Raw genomic sequence first — 16264 nt, 5'->3', positions numbered from 1 at the left:
TTCCACGACCTGTCCTGTCCGGCTCCGGCCGGTTCCTTTCACCGCCGGACCGGATCATTCCCCCGCACGGAACTCGGGGCGCCGCATCCCGTGCAGATTGCCGTAGGCGGCCCTGGCCGGCGGGGTCCAGCCGGCCAGGAGCGCGGCGTCGGGCCGGTACACCTCGATGCCGAGCGGGCGGCAGACGTCCAGGGGGTCGCGGGCGTCCGGGCCCCAGAGGGGGACGGACAGATCGCCGCCGGGGCAGGTCGACAGCGCGCACAGCAGGTCGGTCTCGGCGAAGAACTCGAAGTGGTCGCCCACGCGGGCCGGGCAGTCCTTCATGAAGTACTGGTCGGCGTCGTTCAGGCCGGTGCACTGGAACACGTTGAGCACGTCGTGCACGTCGAACTCGGTGAGCCCGTACGGCAGGACGGCCCGGACCAGGTTCGAGTGGCAGTGGAAGTCGAAGTCCTCACCGGTGAGCATCCGGTTGACGTACGGGTCGCACCGGGTGCCCAGCAGATCGTGGACGCGTCCGCCGTCGCCGTCCACCCCGTAGTCCGCGAGGGTGTCGGCGGTGACGGTGAGCAGGGGGCGCAGGAACGGCAGGGTGGACCAGATCCGGTCGTAGGTGGAGATGTGCGCGCGCTGCAACTGGCGGGTGCGGGCGGCCCACATGCGTTCGCGCGGGTCGTGCAGGTTCCACACGTTGAGGTCGCCGACCTGGGGGCCCTCGACGGTGACGATCCGGCACAGGTGTCCCTGCGGGACGGTCCAGGCGCGGCCGGAGCGGATCGGGATCTCGAAGGAGTCCACGAGTTCGTGACGCACCCCGGCGAAACGGTCGTAGAAGGCGCGGTCGACGTCGAGGGCGCCGCCCTCGCCCGCCTGGTAGGCGGCTGCGGCCTTGGACCCGGCGGGCGCCGCACCCGCCCCGGTCACTGTGCGAGAGGTCATCGCTTGCCTTTCACTGCCGAAGTCGCGCTGGTTGTGCGGGAGTTGGCGCGTACGGCGTCCAGCACCGTCCGCTCCGAGTCGTCGAGGTAGACCCGCAGCGCGGCCGTGGCGGCGGTGCGCCGGCCGCCGCGGATGAGGTCGCAGATCTCGCGGTCGCGGGCGACCCACGGCGCCTGGAAGGCGCCCTGGTCCGCCATCACCGCGAAGGCCAGGCGGAGTTGGGCGATCGTGACCCGGAAGAAGCCGTCGAGGCGGGCGCTGCCCAGCAGGGCCACCAGCGACTGGTGGAAGCGCAGGGACGCGGTGCCGACCTTGTCCCATGCCTCGGCGTCCACGGCGAGTTCGGCCGCGGCGACCTTGGCCTCCATGGCGTCGAGCAGGGGTTCCGGGGCGAGCGGACTCGCGTCGACCGCGCTGAGTTCGAGGGTGCGGCGGGCGACGTAGATGTCCGTCACGTCCTCGGCGGACAGGGTCTTCACCGCGGTGCCCTTGTGCAGTTGCTGCACCACCAGGCCCTCGTCGTGCAGGGTGCGCAGGGCCTCCCGCAGGGTGTTGCGGGAGACCCCGAGTTCGGCGGAGAGCGCCACGTCCCGCAGCGGGGTGCCGGGTGGGAGCTCGCCCTCGACGATGCGTTCGCGCAGCACGTCGGTCACCAGGACGGGCCGTCCGGCGGAGGCTGCGCTGTTCAGAGTCGACATGGCCTCACCCTAACGCACTATCTGTTGAACAAAACAGGGGCGTGAATCGCCTACCTCGTGAGCGCTATCCAGGAAATTTCGCCCTTTTACTTGACTGAAACACCGACCCGTCATCATCATCAGCAGCCAGATTGTTCAACAGTTTCCCGCCCGTCCCCGTCTCCCGGTCGAGAGGCCCCTCATGCGCGTGACCCTCCTCCGCTCCATCACTGCCGCCTCGCTCCTCGCCCTGGCCGGCTGTTCGACCGACTCCTCTTCGAGCGGGTCGGGCACGATGACCGCCGGCACCCTGACCGTGGGATCGGACCTGACGTATCCGCCGTACGCCTATCTCGACGGGAAGACCCCGGCGGGCTTCGACCCGGACATCTCACGGGCGCTGGCCAAGGCGTCCGGGCTGAAGCCGACGTTCGTCGACACCCGGTTCGAGCAGTTGATCGCCGGGCTCGGGACCGGCCACTTCGACGTGATCGCCTCCGACCTGTACATCACCGACGCGCGGAAGAAGCAGGTCGACTTCATCCCGTACTTCACCACCGGCAACTCGATCGTGGTGCAGGCCTCGGGCGGCTACCGGCCGACCGTGGTCACCGACCTGTGCGGGAAGTCGGTCGCCGTCATCAAGGGCGGGCAGATCGTCGAGAAGCTGCGCGGCGAGGCGAGCGGCCAGTGCAAGGCGAAGGGTGAAAAGGCCGTCGACGTAAGGGAGTTCGGGACCGATCCCGAGGGGACCCAGGCGCTGCTGTCGGGTCAGGTCGACGCCCAGGTCACCGACGGTGCCGTGGCGAAGGCAGCAGCCGACAAGACGAACGGCAGGCTCACCATCTCCTCCAAGTCCCTGATCTACCCGGTCCAGTCCGGCCTGGCGGTCAAGCGCGGCGACACCGCTCTGAAGAAGACCCTCACCACCGCACTCGACGAGCTCAAGCGGGACGGCACCTACGCCGAGCTGCTGAAGAAGTACAACCTCGGTCAGGCCGAGGGGAGCTGACCGACAGTGGGCACCTTCGACTGGCACTACACGATCGGTCTGTTCGGCGACGCCGACCTGTGGCGGGCGGCCCTGCTCGTCGTCGAACTCGCCGTCTCCGCCTGGGTGATCGCCACCGCGCTCGGCCTGCTCGTCGCCCTCGCCCAGCGGTCCCGGCTGCGTCCGCTACGGCTGCTGGCCGGCGCGTACGTCTGGTTCTTCCGCAGTCTGCCGCTGCTGGTCCTGCTGATCTTCGTCTACAACTCCCCGCAGCTCTTCCCCGACTTGAGGCCCTTCCTGTCGAGCCCCTTCGCCGCGGGCCTGGTCGCGCTCGTGCTCAGCGAGACCGCGTACACCGCCGAGATCCACCGCGGCGGCCTGCTCGCCGTGGGCAAGGAACAGGGCGAGGCGGCACAGGCGCTCGGCATCCCCTACGCGGGAGTCCAACGCCATGTGGTCGTGCCGCAGGCCTTCCGCGTCGCCCTCCCCGCACTCGGCAACGAGTTCATCAGCATCCTCAAACTGACCTCCCTGGTCAGCTCGATCTCCCTGGCCGAACTCCTGCTGGTCGGCCAGCGCCTCTACACCCAGAACTTCCTGGTCCTGGAGACCCTGCTCGCCGTGGCGGTCTACTACGTCCTGCTCGTCACCCTCTTCGACCGGCTCCGCGCCCTGCTCGAACGCCGCCTGGACGTGCGAAAACGCCGTACGAAAGCGGCAGTCGACGATATCGAGAGGGCCGAAGTGCCGACCGCGCCGCGGCGGACCCGCCCCCGTGTCCCGCACTCCGGCGAGGCGGTCGTACGCGCCCGGGGCCTGCGAAAGTCGTTCGGCACGGTCTCCGTCCTGAACGGGGTGGACCTCGATGTGCACCGCGGTGAAGTGGTGGCCGTCATCGGGCCTTCCGGCTCCGGCAAGACCACCCTCGTCCGCACCCTCAACCACCTCGAACAGCCCGACGCCGGCAGCGTGGAGATCGACGGGCGGCCGATGGGCGGCCGGGACCGTCAACTCGCCGCCCAGCGGCGCCGCGTGGGCATGGTCTTCCAGCGGTTCAACCTCTTCCCGCACCGGACCGCCCTGCAGAACATCACCCTCGCACCGCTCCAACAGCGGCTCCACGACGGCCGGGTGGCCGCCGAGCGCCGGGCGCGGGAGCTGCTGCGCAAGGTGGGCATGGACGCCCACGCGCACAAGTATCCGCACCAGTTGTCCGGCGGCCAGCAGCAACGCGTCGCCATCGCACGGGCGTTGGCGATGGACCCCAGCGTGCTGCTCTTCGACGAGCCGACCTCGGCCCTGGACCCCGAACTCGTGGGCGAGGTCCTGGCGGTGATGAGCGAACTCGCCGCCGAGGGCACGACGATGGTCGTCGTCACCCACGAGATGCGCTTCGCCCGGGAGGTCGCGGACTGGGTGGTCTTCATGGACCAGGGCCGCGTCCTCGTCCAGGGCCCGCCCGAGACGGTCTTCGACAACTCCGGGGAACCGCGCCTGGAGCGCTTCTTCGCGGCGATCGGTCCCGCGTGAGAGGAGCGCCTCACTGAGCGCGGATCGCATCGGCCGGCGGGGTCCGCAGGGCCTGGCGGGTGGGGAGTTCGATGGTGAGGAAGGCCGTCGCCGTGACCGTGAGGGCGAGCGCGGGCAGCAGCCAGACCGGGCCCGCCGGCCAGGGACGGCCCAGGAAGCCCTGGCCGAGGAGGGCCAGGGGGATCGCGGAGAGCAGCAGGGCGGTGGTGAGCGCGGTGGCGGCGGTGACCGCGGCCTCGCGGCGCATCATGGCGCGGATCTGCCGGGGCGTGGTGCCGTTGAGGCGGAGGGCGCCGAGTTCGACCCGGCGCTGCGCGGTGGCCGCGACCAGCTTGTTGGCGATGCTCAGCAGGAGGTAGACGAGCAGGACCACGATGGTGGCGAGGTTGATCCACACCTCGGGCGGGGCGTCCTTCAGGCCGCCGGTGGAAGGGGACTCGGCGGGCGCGAGGACCAGGCCCGGGCGGTCGGCCGCGAGGGCGGTCAGGTGCCGGCTGGCCGCGGCCGTGCCGTCGGTGCGGATCAGGAGCGACTGGTCGAGCGCCGTCGTGGTGTGTCCGGCGGCGAGGTCGTGCGAGAGCACCACCGTGCCGAAGCCGAGGCCCCGCCCGTACACGGCGACGACCTTCGCCTTTACGTGAGTGCCGTCGCCGAGGACCAGGCTCACCGTGCGGCCCACCGTGGCGGAGCGAGTACGGGCGACATCGCTGCTGACGGCGACGGTCGCGCCGGTGAGCCGGTCGAGGCCGCCGTCCCGGACGTCGAGGTCGAGGACGCCCGCCGCGTCCGGGGTGAGGATCGTCGCGGAGCCGGACTCGCTCACCTTGTCGCCGAACTGCTCGTACTCCCACACCACGGTCGTCGTGGTGACCGGCGCGGCGGCCCGCACCCCGGCCGTCTTCCGCACGGCGGCGGACGTGCCGGCCGGCAGGCCGCCCAACCCCGGTGCGCTGAGCCGCAGTTGGGCCAGTGTTCCGGCGCTGGTGTCGTGCGCGGTGGCGGCCAGCACAGTGGTCTGCGTGAAGGTGTACGTCAGCACGAACACGACCGCCATGGCCAGGGTGGAGACGATGCCCGCGTTGCGCAGGGCGTAGGCGCGCAGGTTGGCCATCGCCAGCCAGGTCGACGCCGAACCGCCGTGCCGCGTCGCCCGGACCGCCGCACCGCCGATGCCCCGCACCAGCGCCGGACCCGCCAGGGCCAGGCCGATCGCCCCGACGATCCCGGCGATCGAGGTGGCCGTGGCACCGATGACCGTGCGGGAGAACAGCGGCAGCGCCGACATGACCAGCGCCACGACGATGACGACGATCCCGATCCGCGTCCGGGTCCGCGACGGCTCGCGCGGCTCGCTGCGGGACTCGGCGACCGCCTCGGTGGCCGGCATCCGCGAGGTGCGCCAGGCCGAGCAGCGGGCCGACACCTGCACGGCCAGGAGCAGCAGGACGATCGCCGCGAGCGCGGGCAACGGGCTGAAGGTGAGCGGGAGTTCGGGCGGCAGCACCCCACGGTCGGCAAGCAGCCGCCGGAACTGTCCGGCGAGCAGATAGCCGAGTCCGACGCCGGGTCCCACGGCGACCGCCGCGACGAGGGTGGACTGCGCGGCGGCCAGCCGCCGGATCTGCTTCGGGCTCGCCCCCACGGCCCGCATCAGCGCCAGGTCACGACGCTGCCCGCCGATCGCCACGGCCAGCGCGCTCGCCATCACGAACCCGGTGATCAGCACCACGATCCCGGACAGCGAACCGGCCAGCAGCACCAGCAGCGAGCGGGACGCCCCGGCCCCCGGCGCAGCCGTGTCGCCCCGCCCGGCCCCGGTGACGGCCAGCAGCCCGGTGCCCTTCAGCTTCGTACGCACCTCGGCCGCGACCCGCCCCTCCGCACCGGGCTCGGTACGCAGCCCCACCAGGTCGGCCCGGCCGGAGCAACTGCACACTCCTACGGCCGACTTGTCGGCGAAGTAGACGCCCGCGCCCGGCGCGTCCACCACCGCCGAGATCCGATAGGCCCTGGCCGGGCGGGCGTTGACGACGACCTGGACCGTGTCGCCCGGCTCGATCCCGGCCGCTGCGGCGGTGGCGCTATCAACGGCGATCTGGTCGGAGGCGATCGGCGCACTGCCGTCGATGTGCGGCGCACCGGGCAGCAGTTCGGTCGAGGACCAGCCGTGCCCCGCCGCCTGCGGGTCCTTCGCCGCTACGATCCGCCCGTGGGCGTCGACGAGTGCGGCGGGGAAGCTCAAGTCGCCGACCGCGGCGGTGACCCCCGGCAACTTGCCCAGTTCGCCGACCAGTTGGGCGGGCACCCGGCGCCGTTCCGGCAGCGCGAGCGGGAGGTCGCCCGCCGGGTGGTACTCCTGGTCGGCGGCGACCACGACGGACGCTCCGGCGAGCCGGCCGGCCGGCAGGTGGGAGCGGAGGCCGGACTCGGCCAGGACCCCGGTGGCGGTGAGCAGCGCCGCACCGCCGAGGACCGCGCAGGCCACGGCGATCAGCGCGGTGATCCGGTGTCCGACCATCTGCAAGGCGAGACGGAACATGGTTCAGGCCCTCCCCAACTCGACGAGACGACTTGCCAGTTCGGGGGCGGTCGGCGCCTTGAGGGCCTCGACGACCCGGCCGTCCGCCATCACCAGCACGTGGTGCGCGCGGGCGGCGGCGGCCGGGTCGTGGGTGACCATCACGACCGTCTGGCGCAGGTCGTTCACGAGGTCGCGCAGCAGGTCGAGAACCTCGTGGGCGCTGCGCAGGTCGAGCGCGCCAGTCGGTTCGTCGGCGAACACCACGGCGGGCCGTGCCACCAACGCCCGTACTACGGCGGCCCGTTGCTGCTGTCCGCCGGAGAGCTCGGCCGGGCGGTGGCGCAGCCGGTCGGCCAGCCCGACCCGCTCCACCAGCGTCCGCAGCCAGTCGCGGTCGGCGGTACGTCCCGCCAGCCGCAACGGCAGCGTGATGTTGTCCTCGATCGAGAGGGAGGGGATCAGGTTGTAGGCCTGGAACACGAACCCGACGCGCTCCCGCCGGAGTTGGGTGCGCCGGGTCTCGTTCAGCCCGGCGATCTCGTGGCCGTCGATACGGACACTGCCCGACGTCGGCGAGTCGAGCCCGGCAGCACAGTGCATCAGCGTGCTCTTGCCGGAGCCCGAGGGTCCCATCACGGCGAGGAAGGTGCCGCGCTCCACGGTCAACGACACGTCGTCCAGGGCGCGTACGCCTCCGGGGTAGGCCTTGCTGACGCCTTCGAGCGCGATGGCGGGCGCGTCGACAACAGTGCTGGTGGCCGTGGTCCTCATCGCCGGCCCCGCAGGTTCCGTACGGCGAGGGCGCCCGCGCACAGCACGGTGACCGCGCCGCACACCAAGTGCACCCAGGTGGCCGCGCCGCCGAAGGAGACGGCCATGTTGGTGAGCGCACCGGCCACGACCACCGTCCAGAGCAGGGTGCGGGCGATGTCCCCGGAGCCGATCCGGTCGGCGGGGTCGGGGGTCGTCGTGTTCTGCATCGGGGCTGCTCCCGGGGTTTCGTACGGCTTCCGCTGTCGTCGTCGACGCTATGGACCGGCACCCCTCGCGGCCGATCCCACAGACCACCGGATGCGAGGTACAGCAGGCTGTACTCCTACCGGTCCACGCCCGCGCGGAACTGCCGTACGACATAGGGTCGTTCGCATGACAGCGAGCATGAGCGAGGACGGTGGCGGGGCAGCCGGTGTCGGGGCAGCCGCCCCACGCGAGAGCGTCCGGCACATCGCGCTACGGACCCTGCGCAGCGCGGGCCAGGCCCTCGCGCAGCTCGTCTCCGGGCTCAACACGGCTGTGCTCGCTGTGCTGTTGACGCTGTGGCTGGCCGTCACCGCCGCGACGAGTGTCGTGGGAGTCGGGCTGCTCATGGCGCCCGCACCGCTGCGCGCCCTGCACTCCCTGGCCGGCCGGGAACGCGACCGGCTGGCCCGCCGGGGCCCCGAGGTCGTCGCCCCGGAGCCGCCGCCCGTCCGGCTGCGGCTCGCCCTGGCCGACGCCACCACCCGGCGCGAACTGCGCTGGCTGGTCCGGCACGCCACCGTGGGCCTGCTGCTCGGGCTGCTCGGCGCCCTGCTGCCGGTCCTCTCCGTGCGGGACACCACCTTTCCGCTGTACTGGACGTTCATGCCCGCGAACACGACGGCCACCTCCCTGGGCGTCGGCAACGCGCACACCTGGCCGGACGCCCTCGCCGTGGCGTTGCTGGGCGTCGGCTGGATCGCCATCGTCCTGGGGCTGACGCCCGGCATGGCCCGGCTCCAGTCCGACCCCGGGCGGCGGCTCCTGGCGGCCGGTCCCGACGTCGATCTCTCCCTGCGCGTCGCGGAGTTGACCGCCACCCGGGCCGCCGCCCTCGACGCACACGCCACCGAACTCCGGCGCATCGAGCGCTCGTTGCACGACGGCGCGCAGAACCGCCTTGTCTCCGTGGCCGTGTTGATCGGGGCGTCCCGCCGCATGGTGGCCCGCGACCCGGACGGCGCCGACGCACTCCTCGAACGCGCCCAGTCCGCCGCCGAACAGGCGCTGGCCGAACTGCGCACGGTCGCGCGCGGCATCCTGCCGCCGGTGCTGGCCGACCGGGGCCTCGCGGGCGCGCTGTCCGGTCTCGCCGCGGACTGCGCGGTGCCGTGCCGGATCGACGTGGACGTGCCCGAACGCTGTGCCGCCTCCGTCGAGGCGACCGCCTACTTCGTCGTCGCCGAGGCGCTGACCAACATCGCCAAGCACAGCGGCGCCCGGCACGCGACGGTGACGGCACGCGGGAGTGGCGGCCGACTGCTACTGCGCGTCGAGGACGACGGCCGGGGCGGTGCCGACGCCGAGGGCGGCTCGGGCCTGACCGGCATCCGCCGCCGGATCGCGGCGCACGACGGCGGTCTCACCCTGACCAGTCCGCCGGGCGGTCCGACCGTACTGACGGTGGATCTTCCCCGTGGTGCGTGAGCCGAGAATCGTGACGAGCAAAGTGAGCCGGACATGCGGAACTTGAGCTGTGGAGCCTGACATGCGGATCGTGATCGCCGAGGACGACCCCTTGCTGCGCGAGGGCCTCGCCCTGCTGCTGCGCGCCGAGGGGCTGGACGTGGTGGCCACCGCGGGCACCCCGGACGAGGCCCTGGACGCCATCGAGCTGCACAAACCGGACGTCGCCATCCTCGACGTACGGATGCCGCCGACCCACACCGACGAGGGCATCGTCGCCGCGGTCGAGGCCCGGCGTCGGCGCCCCGACCTGGCGGTGCTCGTCCTGTCGGCCTACGTCGAGCAGAGCTTCGCCACCGAGCTGCTCGGCGGCGGCGTGAACGGGCTCGGCTATCTCCTCAAGGAACGGGTGGGCCGGGTCGAGGAGTTCCTGGACGCGCTGCACCGGGTCGCGGCCGGGGGCACCGCCATCGACCCCGAGGTCGTCGCCCAGCTCTTCACCCGCTCCCGCCAGGACACCCGCCTGGAACGGCTCAGCCCCCGCGAACGCGACGTACTCGCCCTGATGGCCGAGGGGTTGGGCAACTCCGCCATCGCAGAGAGGCTCGTCGTCACCGACGGCGCCGTCCACAAACACATCCGCAGCATCTTCGCCAAGCTCGACCTGTCCCCGACGGACCAGGTCGACCGCCGGGTCGCGGCGGTCCTGCGCTATCTGGAGGACCTACGCCGGCAGACCTGAGGTCGTCCCCAGGTCCCTTGGTACAGCAGGCTGTACAGCGGACCGGCCCGCGGGCTGGATCGATCACCGCGTGCCGTCTCCCTAGGTTGGTGAACACACCGCAAGCCGGTGTTCCGAACCGCCAACTCCCAGGGAGGCAACCCATCATGACGCTCCGTCACCTCACCGCTGTAGCCGCACTGGCCGCACTCGGCCTCGGCCTCGCGGCACCCGCCGCGAGCGCCACGGGGAACGCCACGGAGTCCCGGCAGCGCACGCTCCAGCGGAGCGTGGACGCCATCCAGAAGACGGGAACCGTCGCGGTCGTAGCCCAGTCGACGGGCCCGGACGGGCGTCGCCACACCGCCACCACCGGGGTGTCCGACATCGCGACGGGGCGGGCGGCCCGCGCCACCGACAAGTTCCGGATCGCCAGCAGCACCAAGACCTTCGTCTCGACGGTGCTGCTCCAACTGGTCGGCGAGGGACGGGTGTCGCTGGACGACACCGTCGAACACTGGCTGCCCGGCGTGGTGTCGGGGAACGGCAACGACGGAAATGCCATCACGGTAAGGCAGTTGCTGAACCACACCAGCGGGCTGTTCAACTACACGGCCGACTTCCCGGCGATCAGCACGGTGGCGGACTTCGAGGCCGACCGGTACACCACGTGGACCCCGCGCCGGCTCGTGGGCATCGCGATGCGGCACGCCCCGGACTTCGCGCCCGGCACCGACTGGGAGTACTCCAACACGAACTACATCCTCGCCGGAATGATCGTCCAGAAGGCCACCGGCCACACCTGGCAGCAGGAGGTGACCCGGCGCATCATCCGCCCGCTGGGCCTGCGCGACACCTCCGCGCCCGACACCTCGTCCCGTATCCCCGGCCAACACCTGCACGGCTACTCCGACTTCGGCGACTCCGGCCCGACCATCGACGTCACCGACCTCAACCCGACGGCCGCCGGTTCGGCCGGCGCCATGATCAGCACGACCGCCGACCTGACCCGCTTCTTCTCGGCGCTGCTGGGCGGCAAGCTGCTGCGCCCGGCCCAACTCGCCGAGATGAAGACGACGGTACGAGCCGCCTCCCTCGACCCCGTCTGGCCCGGCGTCCGCTATGGCCTGGGCCTGATGGAGATCCCCCTGACCTGCGGCGGCGTCTACTACAGCCACGCCGGCGACCTGATGGGCTACACCACCCGCGACGGGGTCAGCGCGGACGGCCGCCGGACCGTCGTCCTGGAGGCGACGGGAGACGGAGCGTCCGACCTGTCCACGGAGGCGGCGCAGAACGCACTGATCGACACCGAACTCTGCGCCGCCGGGGCGAAGTAGAGACGATGGTCTCGTCCCCCACCTGCCGGCCGCCTGCCCCTGGCAGGGGCTCCCTCGACGGCGTGTTGGACGAACTCCTCGCCGTCACCCTGACCGCCCGCCTCCCCGGCCTGGACCGGTCCACCGCCGAGCAGTTGGTCAAGGCCACGCACGAGGTGTGCCCGAACTCGAACGCCACCCGGGTGAACATCGAGGTGAGTCTCAAGGCGACGGTGCGGTAGCGCGCGGGTTCGCGGTCAGCGGATGTAGCCCGCCAGGTCGGCGACGACGTCGACCGTTCCGTTCGAGTTGTGGATGTGGATGTCGCCGTCGGCGTCCACGGGGACCACGGCGAGGACCGGTCGGGTCTCGCCGGCGGTGAGGTTGTCGTTGGACACGTTCGGCAGGCCGCCGGCGCCGTAGGCGGTGAGGTGGGTGCCGGTGGTCGGGCCGACACCGGTGAGGTTGACCAGCACGGCGGTCGGGTCGGCCGGGATGCCCGCGACACCGGCGACCTTCACGGTCAGGGTGCCGTTCGCGCCCAGCACCTTCGCCTGGGCGCCCGTGCCGTTGCGGGTGTCGAGGAAGCGGGTCGGGTCGACCGGCACGAAGGGGCTGCCCGCAGGGGAGGTGCCGTCGGCAGAGCTGACGTAGAGGCCCTGGAGGTCGGCGATCAGGTGGACGTGTCCACCGCTGTTGTAGATCTGGACCTTGCCACCGCTGCACACCTTCGTCACGACCAGATTGGAAACGGTCTGCCCGGTGCGGTAGTTGAGGTTCGACGTGCTCGGGCGGCTGCCGCAGTAGACGGTGACCACTCCGCCGCCGGTGCCTCCGGTCACGGTGACGTTGAGGACGGCGCCGGCGGTGCCCGTCCCCTGTCCCTCCTTGGGCAGGGTGATCGTCGTCGTACTGCCCGGCGTGACCTCGCCCTTGGCGGCACCGGTGCCGTAGCGGGTGTCCAGGACCCGCGTCGGGGTGACGGGTGCGAGGTCGCTCAGGCCGGCGCCGCTCGTGCCGGCCTTGGTCGTGAAGTAGCCCTGGGTGTCGGCGATGAGGTCCACGTCGCCGTGGGCGTTGTACAGGTCGACATAGCCGTCCGCGCCCACCCGGACCGTGACCAGGTTCGGGTTGGTCCGCCCGGCGGCGAAGTCGAGGTCGGAGGCCGTCGGGCGGCTCGTACCGTCCGGGTACACCGTGACGTAGCTGCTCGCGGTGGCGGCGGTGTCGGTGACGTTCATGGTGACCGCGGTCACCCCGGAGGCCGGGATGCCGCCGACGCCGAGAACCTTGAGGCGGACCACGCCCCCGGGACCCACCTGCCGCTTGGCGGCGCCGGTGCCGGTGCGGGTGTCCAGGACCCGCGTCGGGCCGGTGGCGACGTAGGCCGGGCCGACCGTGGTGCGGGTGGTGTCGGTGGCGGTTCGCCCGTCGGAGTCGGTGAGCTGCTGGGTGACGGTGTAGGTGCCGGCGGCGATGTACGTGTGCTGGACGAAGCCCTCGGAACCCGTCACGGAGACGGCCGCCGAGCCGTCGCCGAAGGTGACCCGGTCACTGGTGATCGGGTAGCCGCTGAACCCTGAGGCGGTGAAGTTGCAACTGGCGGCGTCCGGGAGGGCGGGGGCGGTGTCGCAGCCGAGGCTTCCGGTCAGCGACGGCAGCGGACGGACGGGGAAGAAGGAACCGCTCGCGACGCCCAGTTCGGTGCCGTCCGGCCGGTACGTCGTGACCGTGGCGTAGATGTTGGTGCCGGTGGTGGGCTGCGTGTACGTGTGGGTGGCCGAGCCGGTGGTGGACGTGGCAGTCGTGCCGTCCCCGAAGTCGAAGGTGTAGCTGTAGCCGTCGAGGGAGTCCGACCACGGGTTGGTGAAACCGGCCTTGAAGGTCACCGGCACACCGACGTACACGTCCGTGGACGAGCGGTTGGGTGTCGCCACGTACAGCGGGTCCTGGACCTCGGTCGCGCCCCGGTCGTAGTCGCCGGCGCCCGTGCCGGTGTCGGCGACGAGCGGGTCGTCGACCCGCTGTGCGCCGTGGAGGTCGGTCGGGAGCTCACCGGGCGCGTCCGCGTCCGCCGAGTCGATCAGCGGCGACTGTTCCGTGGGCAGGCCGGACGTGGTGGTGAGCGTCACGTCCGTCTGGTCCAGGTCGTGGGCTCCCTGGCCGGTGCCAGTCAGGAAGGTCTGCCGGGTCGCGTACGCGGTGCCGGCCCAGTCGTAGTCGGTTCCGGTCGAGCGGGGGTTGACCGCGTTGTAATCCGCGGTGACCTGGGACGCGGAGGAGGCGTCCACCGTGATCTCGGCGGGGGTGCCGCTGTCCGCGCAGGAGGCCGATGTGTCGGGGACCGCGACGGTGTTCTCCACCGTCCCGGAGCTGCCGTCGGTCAGGCTGACGGCGTTGCCGCACACCGTCTCGATGGTGTCGCCCGCCAGGTGGAGGCCCGTGGTGCCTACGGCCGTGACGCCTCCGCCGAGCTGAACGTCGTCGTCGGCCAGCGTGATGTCCCGGGCTCCGGCCGCGCTCGCGAAGGCCTGGCCACCGGACTCGGACGCGATGTGCAGCCGGGTGAGCGAGATGCCGGAGGACGCTCCATCGACGGTGACCGTCCGGGCGACGCCGGGGGCCGACTGTGCCGTAGCGATCCAGCCCGTGTCGTAGCTGATGTGCCGGGACCGGGAGACCACCAGGGTGTTCGCCCCGCCCGACGAGAAGTTGAACCCGCTCACGTCGACGTACTGGGCGCCGGAAAAGGTCACCGCCGGTGCGGAGGTCCTGCTCAGGACGACGGTGCCGGTGGCGGTCTGGCTGTCGCCGGGAACCGCGACGAAGGTGACGGGCGCGTCCGCGGTGCCGACCGACGCGACGGTCACCGGGGCGTACTGCGTCGTGTTCCGCGCCACATGGACGGTGTCCCCGGGCGCCGCCGCGTCCGCGGCCGGCTGGATCTGGCAGAAGGGCTCCGCCGATGTACCGGGTCCGGTGTCGCTGCAGCCGACGGCGTCGTCGTCGACGTACAGCGCTGTGCCCGCATCGGCGTGGGCGATGCCGGTGCCGAGACCGCCGATCAGCACGGAGAGGACGGCTATGGATCTCACGATCAGTCGTCTGCGGCGCATGGACATGTTCCCCCCGGGCTGTGAGGGGGGACGTCGGACGTCGGCGCGCACAGCCGCTGAAATCCAGTCACACCTGTCTGCTGGAGTTGACGGAACGTTACGGCAGCCGCGCGGGGCAGACCGTCGAGATGCCGATCCACTGCCGACTTTTGATCATCCGATTACCCTGCCCCCAAGGGCCGGGGAGGTACTCCCAGCCGGAACCCGCGCACAGGACCCGCACTTGGATCAGCGCACCTTCGGGCTGTACGACCCCGCCCTCGACCACAGCGCCTGCGGCGTCGGCTTTCTCACCCGTCTCGACGGGGTGCCGAGCCATGACGTCATCCTCAAGGGCAGGACAGACGGGGGAGTTGAATGGTCCCCCGCCTGTCCTCTCCGTCAGCCGATCTTGTCGGTGAAGCCCGACGACAGGACCGTGTAGCGGGTGACCTTGCCCTTGCTGGGCCCGGCGGTCCACGTGAAGGTGTACTCCAGGATCGCGCTGGTCTTCGGGTCGACGATCACCCGGCCGACGCTCTTGGCCTCCGCGTACTCAACGGCCGTACCGCCGCGCCCGGTGCTGTCCTTGACCTGGCCGACCAGCTTGACGGCCTTGAGCCCGGCCATCGCCTTGAAGAGCCCGGCCCGCAGCTTCGGACCGGCCGGTGAGTCACAGAGCAGGGTGGCCGCCTGGTCGAAGGGCGAGATGCTCTTGGGCCGCGGCGGAGTCTGCAGCAGCGCGAGCAACTGGGCCGGGTCGGTGGTCAGTTGCTCCAGGCCCTTCCAGTCGAGGTCCTTCGGCCCGAACTGCCAGTCGGGCCGCTTCCCCTTCGTGGCGGCCTTGCCGTTGGTGACGATGTACTCCCGCATGGACTGCGAGATGTACCTGTCCGCGATCGTCGTGTGGCTCTTCCAGTACTTCCCCGTGGCGGCCGACTGGGTGGCGGCCACCGTGGAGATGTCGTCCAGGAAGACGGCGGCGGTGTCCGCGCGCGCCCCGCTGTGTGTGCCGGCGTTCGACGGGGTCGTGCCGGGGTGCGTGTACGTCACCACGCCGGCCGCGACCGCGGCCGTGGCGAGCATCCCGATCAGGACCCGCCGACGCCGGGACGGACCCCGGATGGACGTCACGGTGCCACCGCCCGCGGCCGGCCCGACCCGACCCGTACCACCCGTGGGCGCCGTCGCCCCCGCCGTAGCCACGGCCGCCTCGACCTCCGTCAGCACCCTGGCCAGCGCCTGCTCCGACAGCGGCTCGACCAGCCCGGCGCTCGCCAGTTGATCGGCGCCGGGGAAGTCCAGAAGTGCGTTGCGCTCGTTCATACCGTTCTCCTCGGTGTCGTCGTACACGGTCATGCGAGATCTCCGGTCGCGGTCAGGTTCCGTCCCGTCGGTCCGGTCTGCCGGGGCACCGCGAGCCGGTCGCGGAGCCGGCCCCGGGCCCGGTGCAGCCGCGAACGCGCGGTGCCGGCCGGGATCCCCACGACGGCGGCGGCCTCGGCCGGGGTGAGCTGCTCCCAGCTGATCAGGAGCAGCAACTCCCGCTCGTCGGGCGGCAGTTCGGCCAGCGCCCGGCGCAGTGCGGGAGCCATGGCGGCGGCGTCGAGCCGCTGGTCCACCACCTGCCAGGGGTCGACGACCTCCGGTCCGGTTGTGGGCTCCTGCCGTCCCGTCCGCCGCAGATACTGGGCCAGCACGTTGTGCGCCACCCCGAACAGCCAGCCCCGGGCCGAACCCCGCGCGGGGTCGAACGTGCGCCGCGCGGCGAACGCCTGCAACCAGGTCTCGGAAAGCAGATCCTCCGCCGCGGTGGGCATACGCCGAGCGAAATAGCCGTACAAGGCGGCCGAGTGCGCCTTCACAAGGTGAGTGAAGGCCGCCGAGTCGCCACGCGCTGAACGCGTCAACTGCGCTTCGCTGTCGCCGTGTTCGGCACGATCACCGCTGTGCTGATCGCTGTCGCGGTGTCGACGGCTGCCACGTCGCCGGTTGCCCGGTCCATCCGGTTTCACCGAGCCTCCGTTCCCGACCGCCGGACGACGGT

15 protein-coding genes are annotated in these 16264 nt (G+C 71.6%); 6 read left to right on the top strand and 9 right to left on the bottom strand.

Translation table 11 applies throughout. The annotated features are described in order from the left end of the window. Positions 1-54: 54 nt before the first annotated feature. Together OC490_RS20675 and OC490_RS20670 are read right to left on the bottom strand one after the other, a co-directional pair. On the bottom strand, positions 55-939 hold the full coding sequence (locus tag OC490_RS20675; protein WP_262059444.1) for a DUF1989 domain-containing protein: 885 nt from the start codon (positions 937-939) through the stop codon (positions 55-57). After that, a complete protein-coding gene (locus tag OC490_RS20670) occupies positions 936-1637 on the bottom strand; it encodes a GntR family transcriptional regulator (protein ID WP_262059443.1) in 702 nt (233 codons plus the stop codon). The genes OC490_RS20675 and OC490_RS20670 overlap by 4 nt, the downstream gene beginning before the upstream one ends. Positions 1638-1818: 181 nt before the next feature. Between OC490_RS20670 and OC490_RS20665 the strand changes: the two genes are divergently transcribed. Both OC490_RS20665 and OC490_RS49350 read left to right on the top strand, forming a co-directional pair. Further along, a complete protein-coding gene (locus OC490_RS20665) occupies positions 1819-2628 on the top strand; it encodes an ABC transporter substrate-binding protein (protein ID WP_262059442.1) in 810 nt (269 codons plus the stop codon). Positions 2629-2634: 6 nt separating this feature from the next. Next, a complete protein-coding gene (locus OC490_RS49350; protein ID WP_315986687.1) occupies positions 2635-4137 on the top strand; it encodes an amino acid ABC transporter permease/ATP-binding protein in 1503 nt (500 codons plus the stop codon). Positions 4138-4147: 10 nt separating this feature from the next. Here OC490_RS49350 and OC490_RS20650 read toward each other — a convergent pair whose 3' ends face one another. The 3 genes from OC490_RS20650 to OC490_RS20640 are packed head-to-tail and all read right to left on the bottom strand — an operon-like array spanning position 4148 to position 7638. Then, on the bottom strand, positions 4148-6676 hold the full coding sequence (locus OC490_RS20650; protein WP_262059441.1) for an ABC transporter permease: 2529 nt from the start codon (positions 6674-6676) through the stop codon (positions 4148-4150). A 3-nt stretch (positions 6677-6679) separates the two neighbouring features. Further along, positions 6680-7429 (bottom strand): ABC transporter ATP-binding protein, encoded by a 750-nt coding sequence (locus OC490_RS20645; RefSeq protein WP_262059440.1) that lies wholly within the window; start codon positions 7427-7429, stop codon positions 6680-6682. Further along, positions 7426-7638 (bottom strand): hypothetical protein, encoded by a 213-nt coding sequence (locus OC490_RS20640; RefSeq protein ID WP_262059439.1) that lies wholly within the window; start codon positions 7636-7638, stop codon positions 7426-7428. Before OC490_RS20640 ends, OC490_RS20645 begins: the two co-directional genes overlap by 4 nt. Positions 7639-7804: 166 nt before the next feature. Between OC490_RS20640 and OC490_RS20635 the strand changes: the two genes are divergently transcribed. The 4 genes from OC490_RS20635 to OC490_RS20620 all read left to right on the top strand — a co-directional run bounded on the left by OC490_RS20635 (position 7805) and on the right by OC490_RS20620 (position 11364). After that, positions 7805-9103, top strand: a complete 1299-nt coding sequence (locus OC490_RS20635; RefSeq protein WP_410098770.1) for a sensor histidine kinase — start codon at positions 7805-7807, stop codon at positions 9101-9103. A 61-nt stretch (positions 9104-9164) separates the two neighbouring features. Beyond that, entirely contained in the window at positions 9165-9824 is a 660-nt protein-coding gene (locus OC490_RS20630) for a response regulator transcription factor (protein ID WP_262059438.1), read from the top strand. 146 nt (positions 9825-9970) lie between these two features. After that, positions 9971-11143: a serine hydrolase domain-containing protein gene (locus tag OC490_RS20625; protein WP_262059437.1), complete on the top strand. Its 1173-nt coding sequence runs from the start codon at positions 9971-9973 to the stop codon at positions 11141-11143. A 62-nt stretch (positions 11144-11205) separates the two neighbouring features. Continuing rightward, on the top strand, positions 11206-11364 hold the full coding sequence (locus OC490_RS20620) for a hypothetical protein (protein ID WP_315986686.1): 159 nt from the start codon (positions 11206-11208) through the stop codon (positions 11362-11364). A 15-nt stretch (positions 11365-11379) separates the two neighbouring features. Here OC490_RS20620 and OC490_RS20615 read toward each other — a convergent pair whose 3' ends face one another. From OC490_RS20615 to OC490_RS20600, 4 genes are all read right to left on the bottom strand, one after another. Further along, positions 11380-14238, bottom strand: coding sequence for a PKD domain-containing protein (locus OC490_RS20615; protein WP_262059436.1), 2859 nt, complete (start codon positions 14236-14238; stop codon positions 11380-11382). Between the two features lie 97 nt (positions 14239-14335). After that, positions 14336-14557 carry a hypothetical protein gene (locus OC490_RS20610; protein ID WP_262059435.1) on the bottom strand — a complete coding sequence of 74 codons (222 nt, stop codon included), beginning with the start codon at positions 14555-14557 and terminating at the stop codon, positions 14336-14338. 62 nt (positions 14558-14619) lie between these two features. Next, positions 14620-15576, bottom strand: coding sequence for a hypothetical protein (locus OC490_RS20605; protein WP_262059434.1), 957 nt, complete (start codon positions 15574-15576; stop codon positions 14620-14622). Beyond that, positions 15573-16127 carry an RNA polymerase sigma factor gene (locus OC490_RS20600; RefSeq protein ID WP_262059433.1) on the bottom strand — a complete coding sequence of 185 codons (555 nt, stop codon included), beginning with the start codon at positions 16125-16127 and terminating at the stop codon, positions 15573-15575. Before OC490_RS20600 ends, OC490_RS20605 begins: the two co-directional genes overlap by 4 nt. Positions 16128-16264 lie beyond the last annotated feature (137 nt).

Source organism: Streptomyces sp. STR69, from assembly GCF_024519455.1.
Lineage (GTDB): Bacteria > Actinomycetota > Actinomycetes > Streptomycetales > Streptomycetaceae > Streptomyces.
This window is presented reverse-complemented; position numbering and strand designations above follow the sequence as displayed.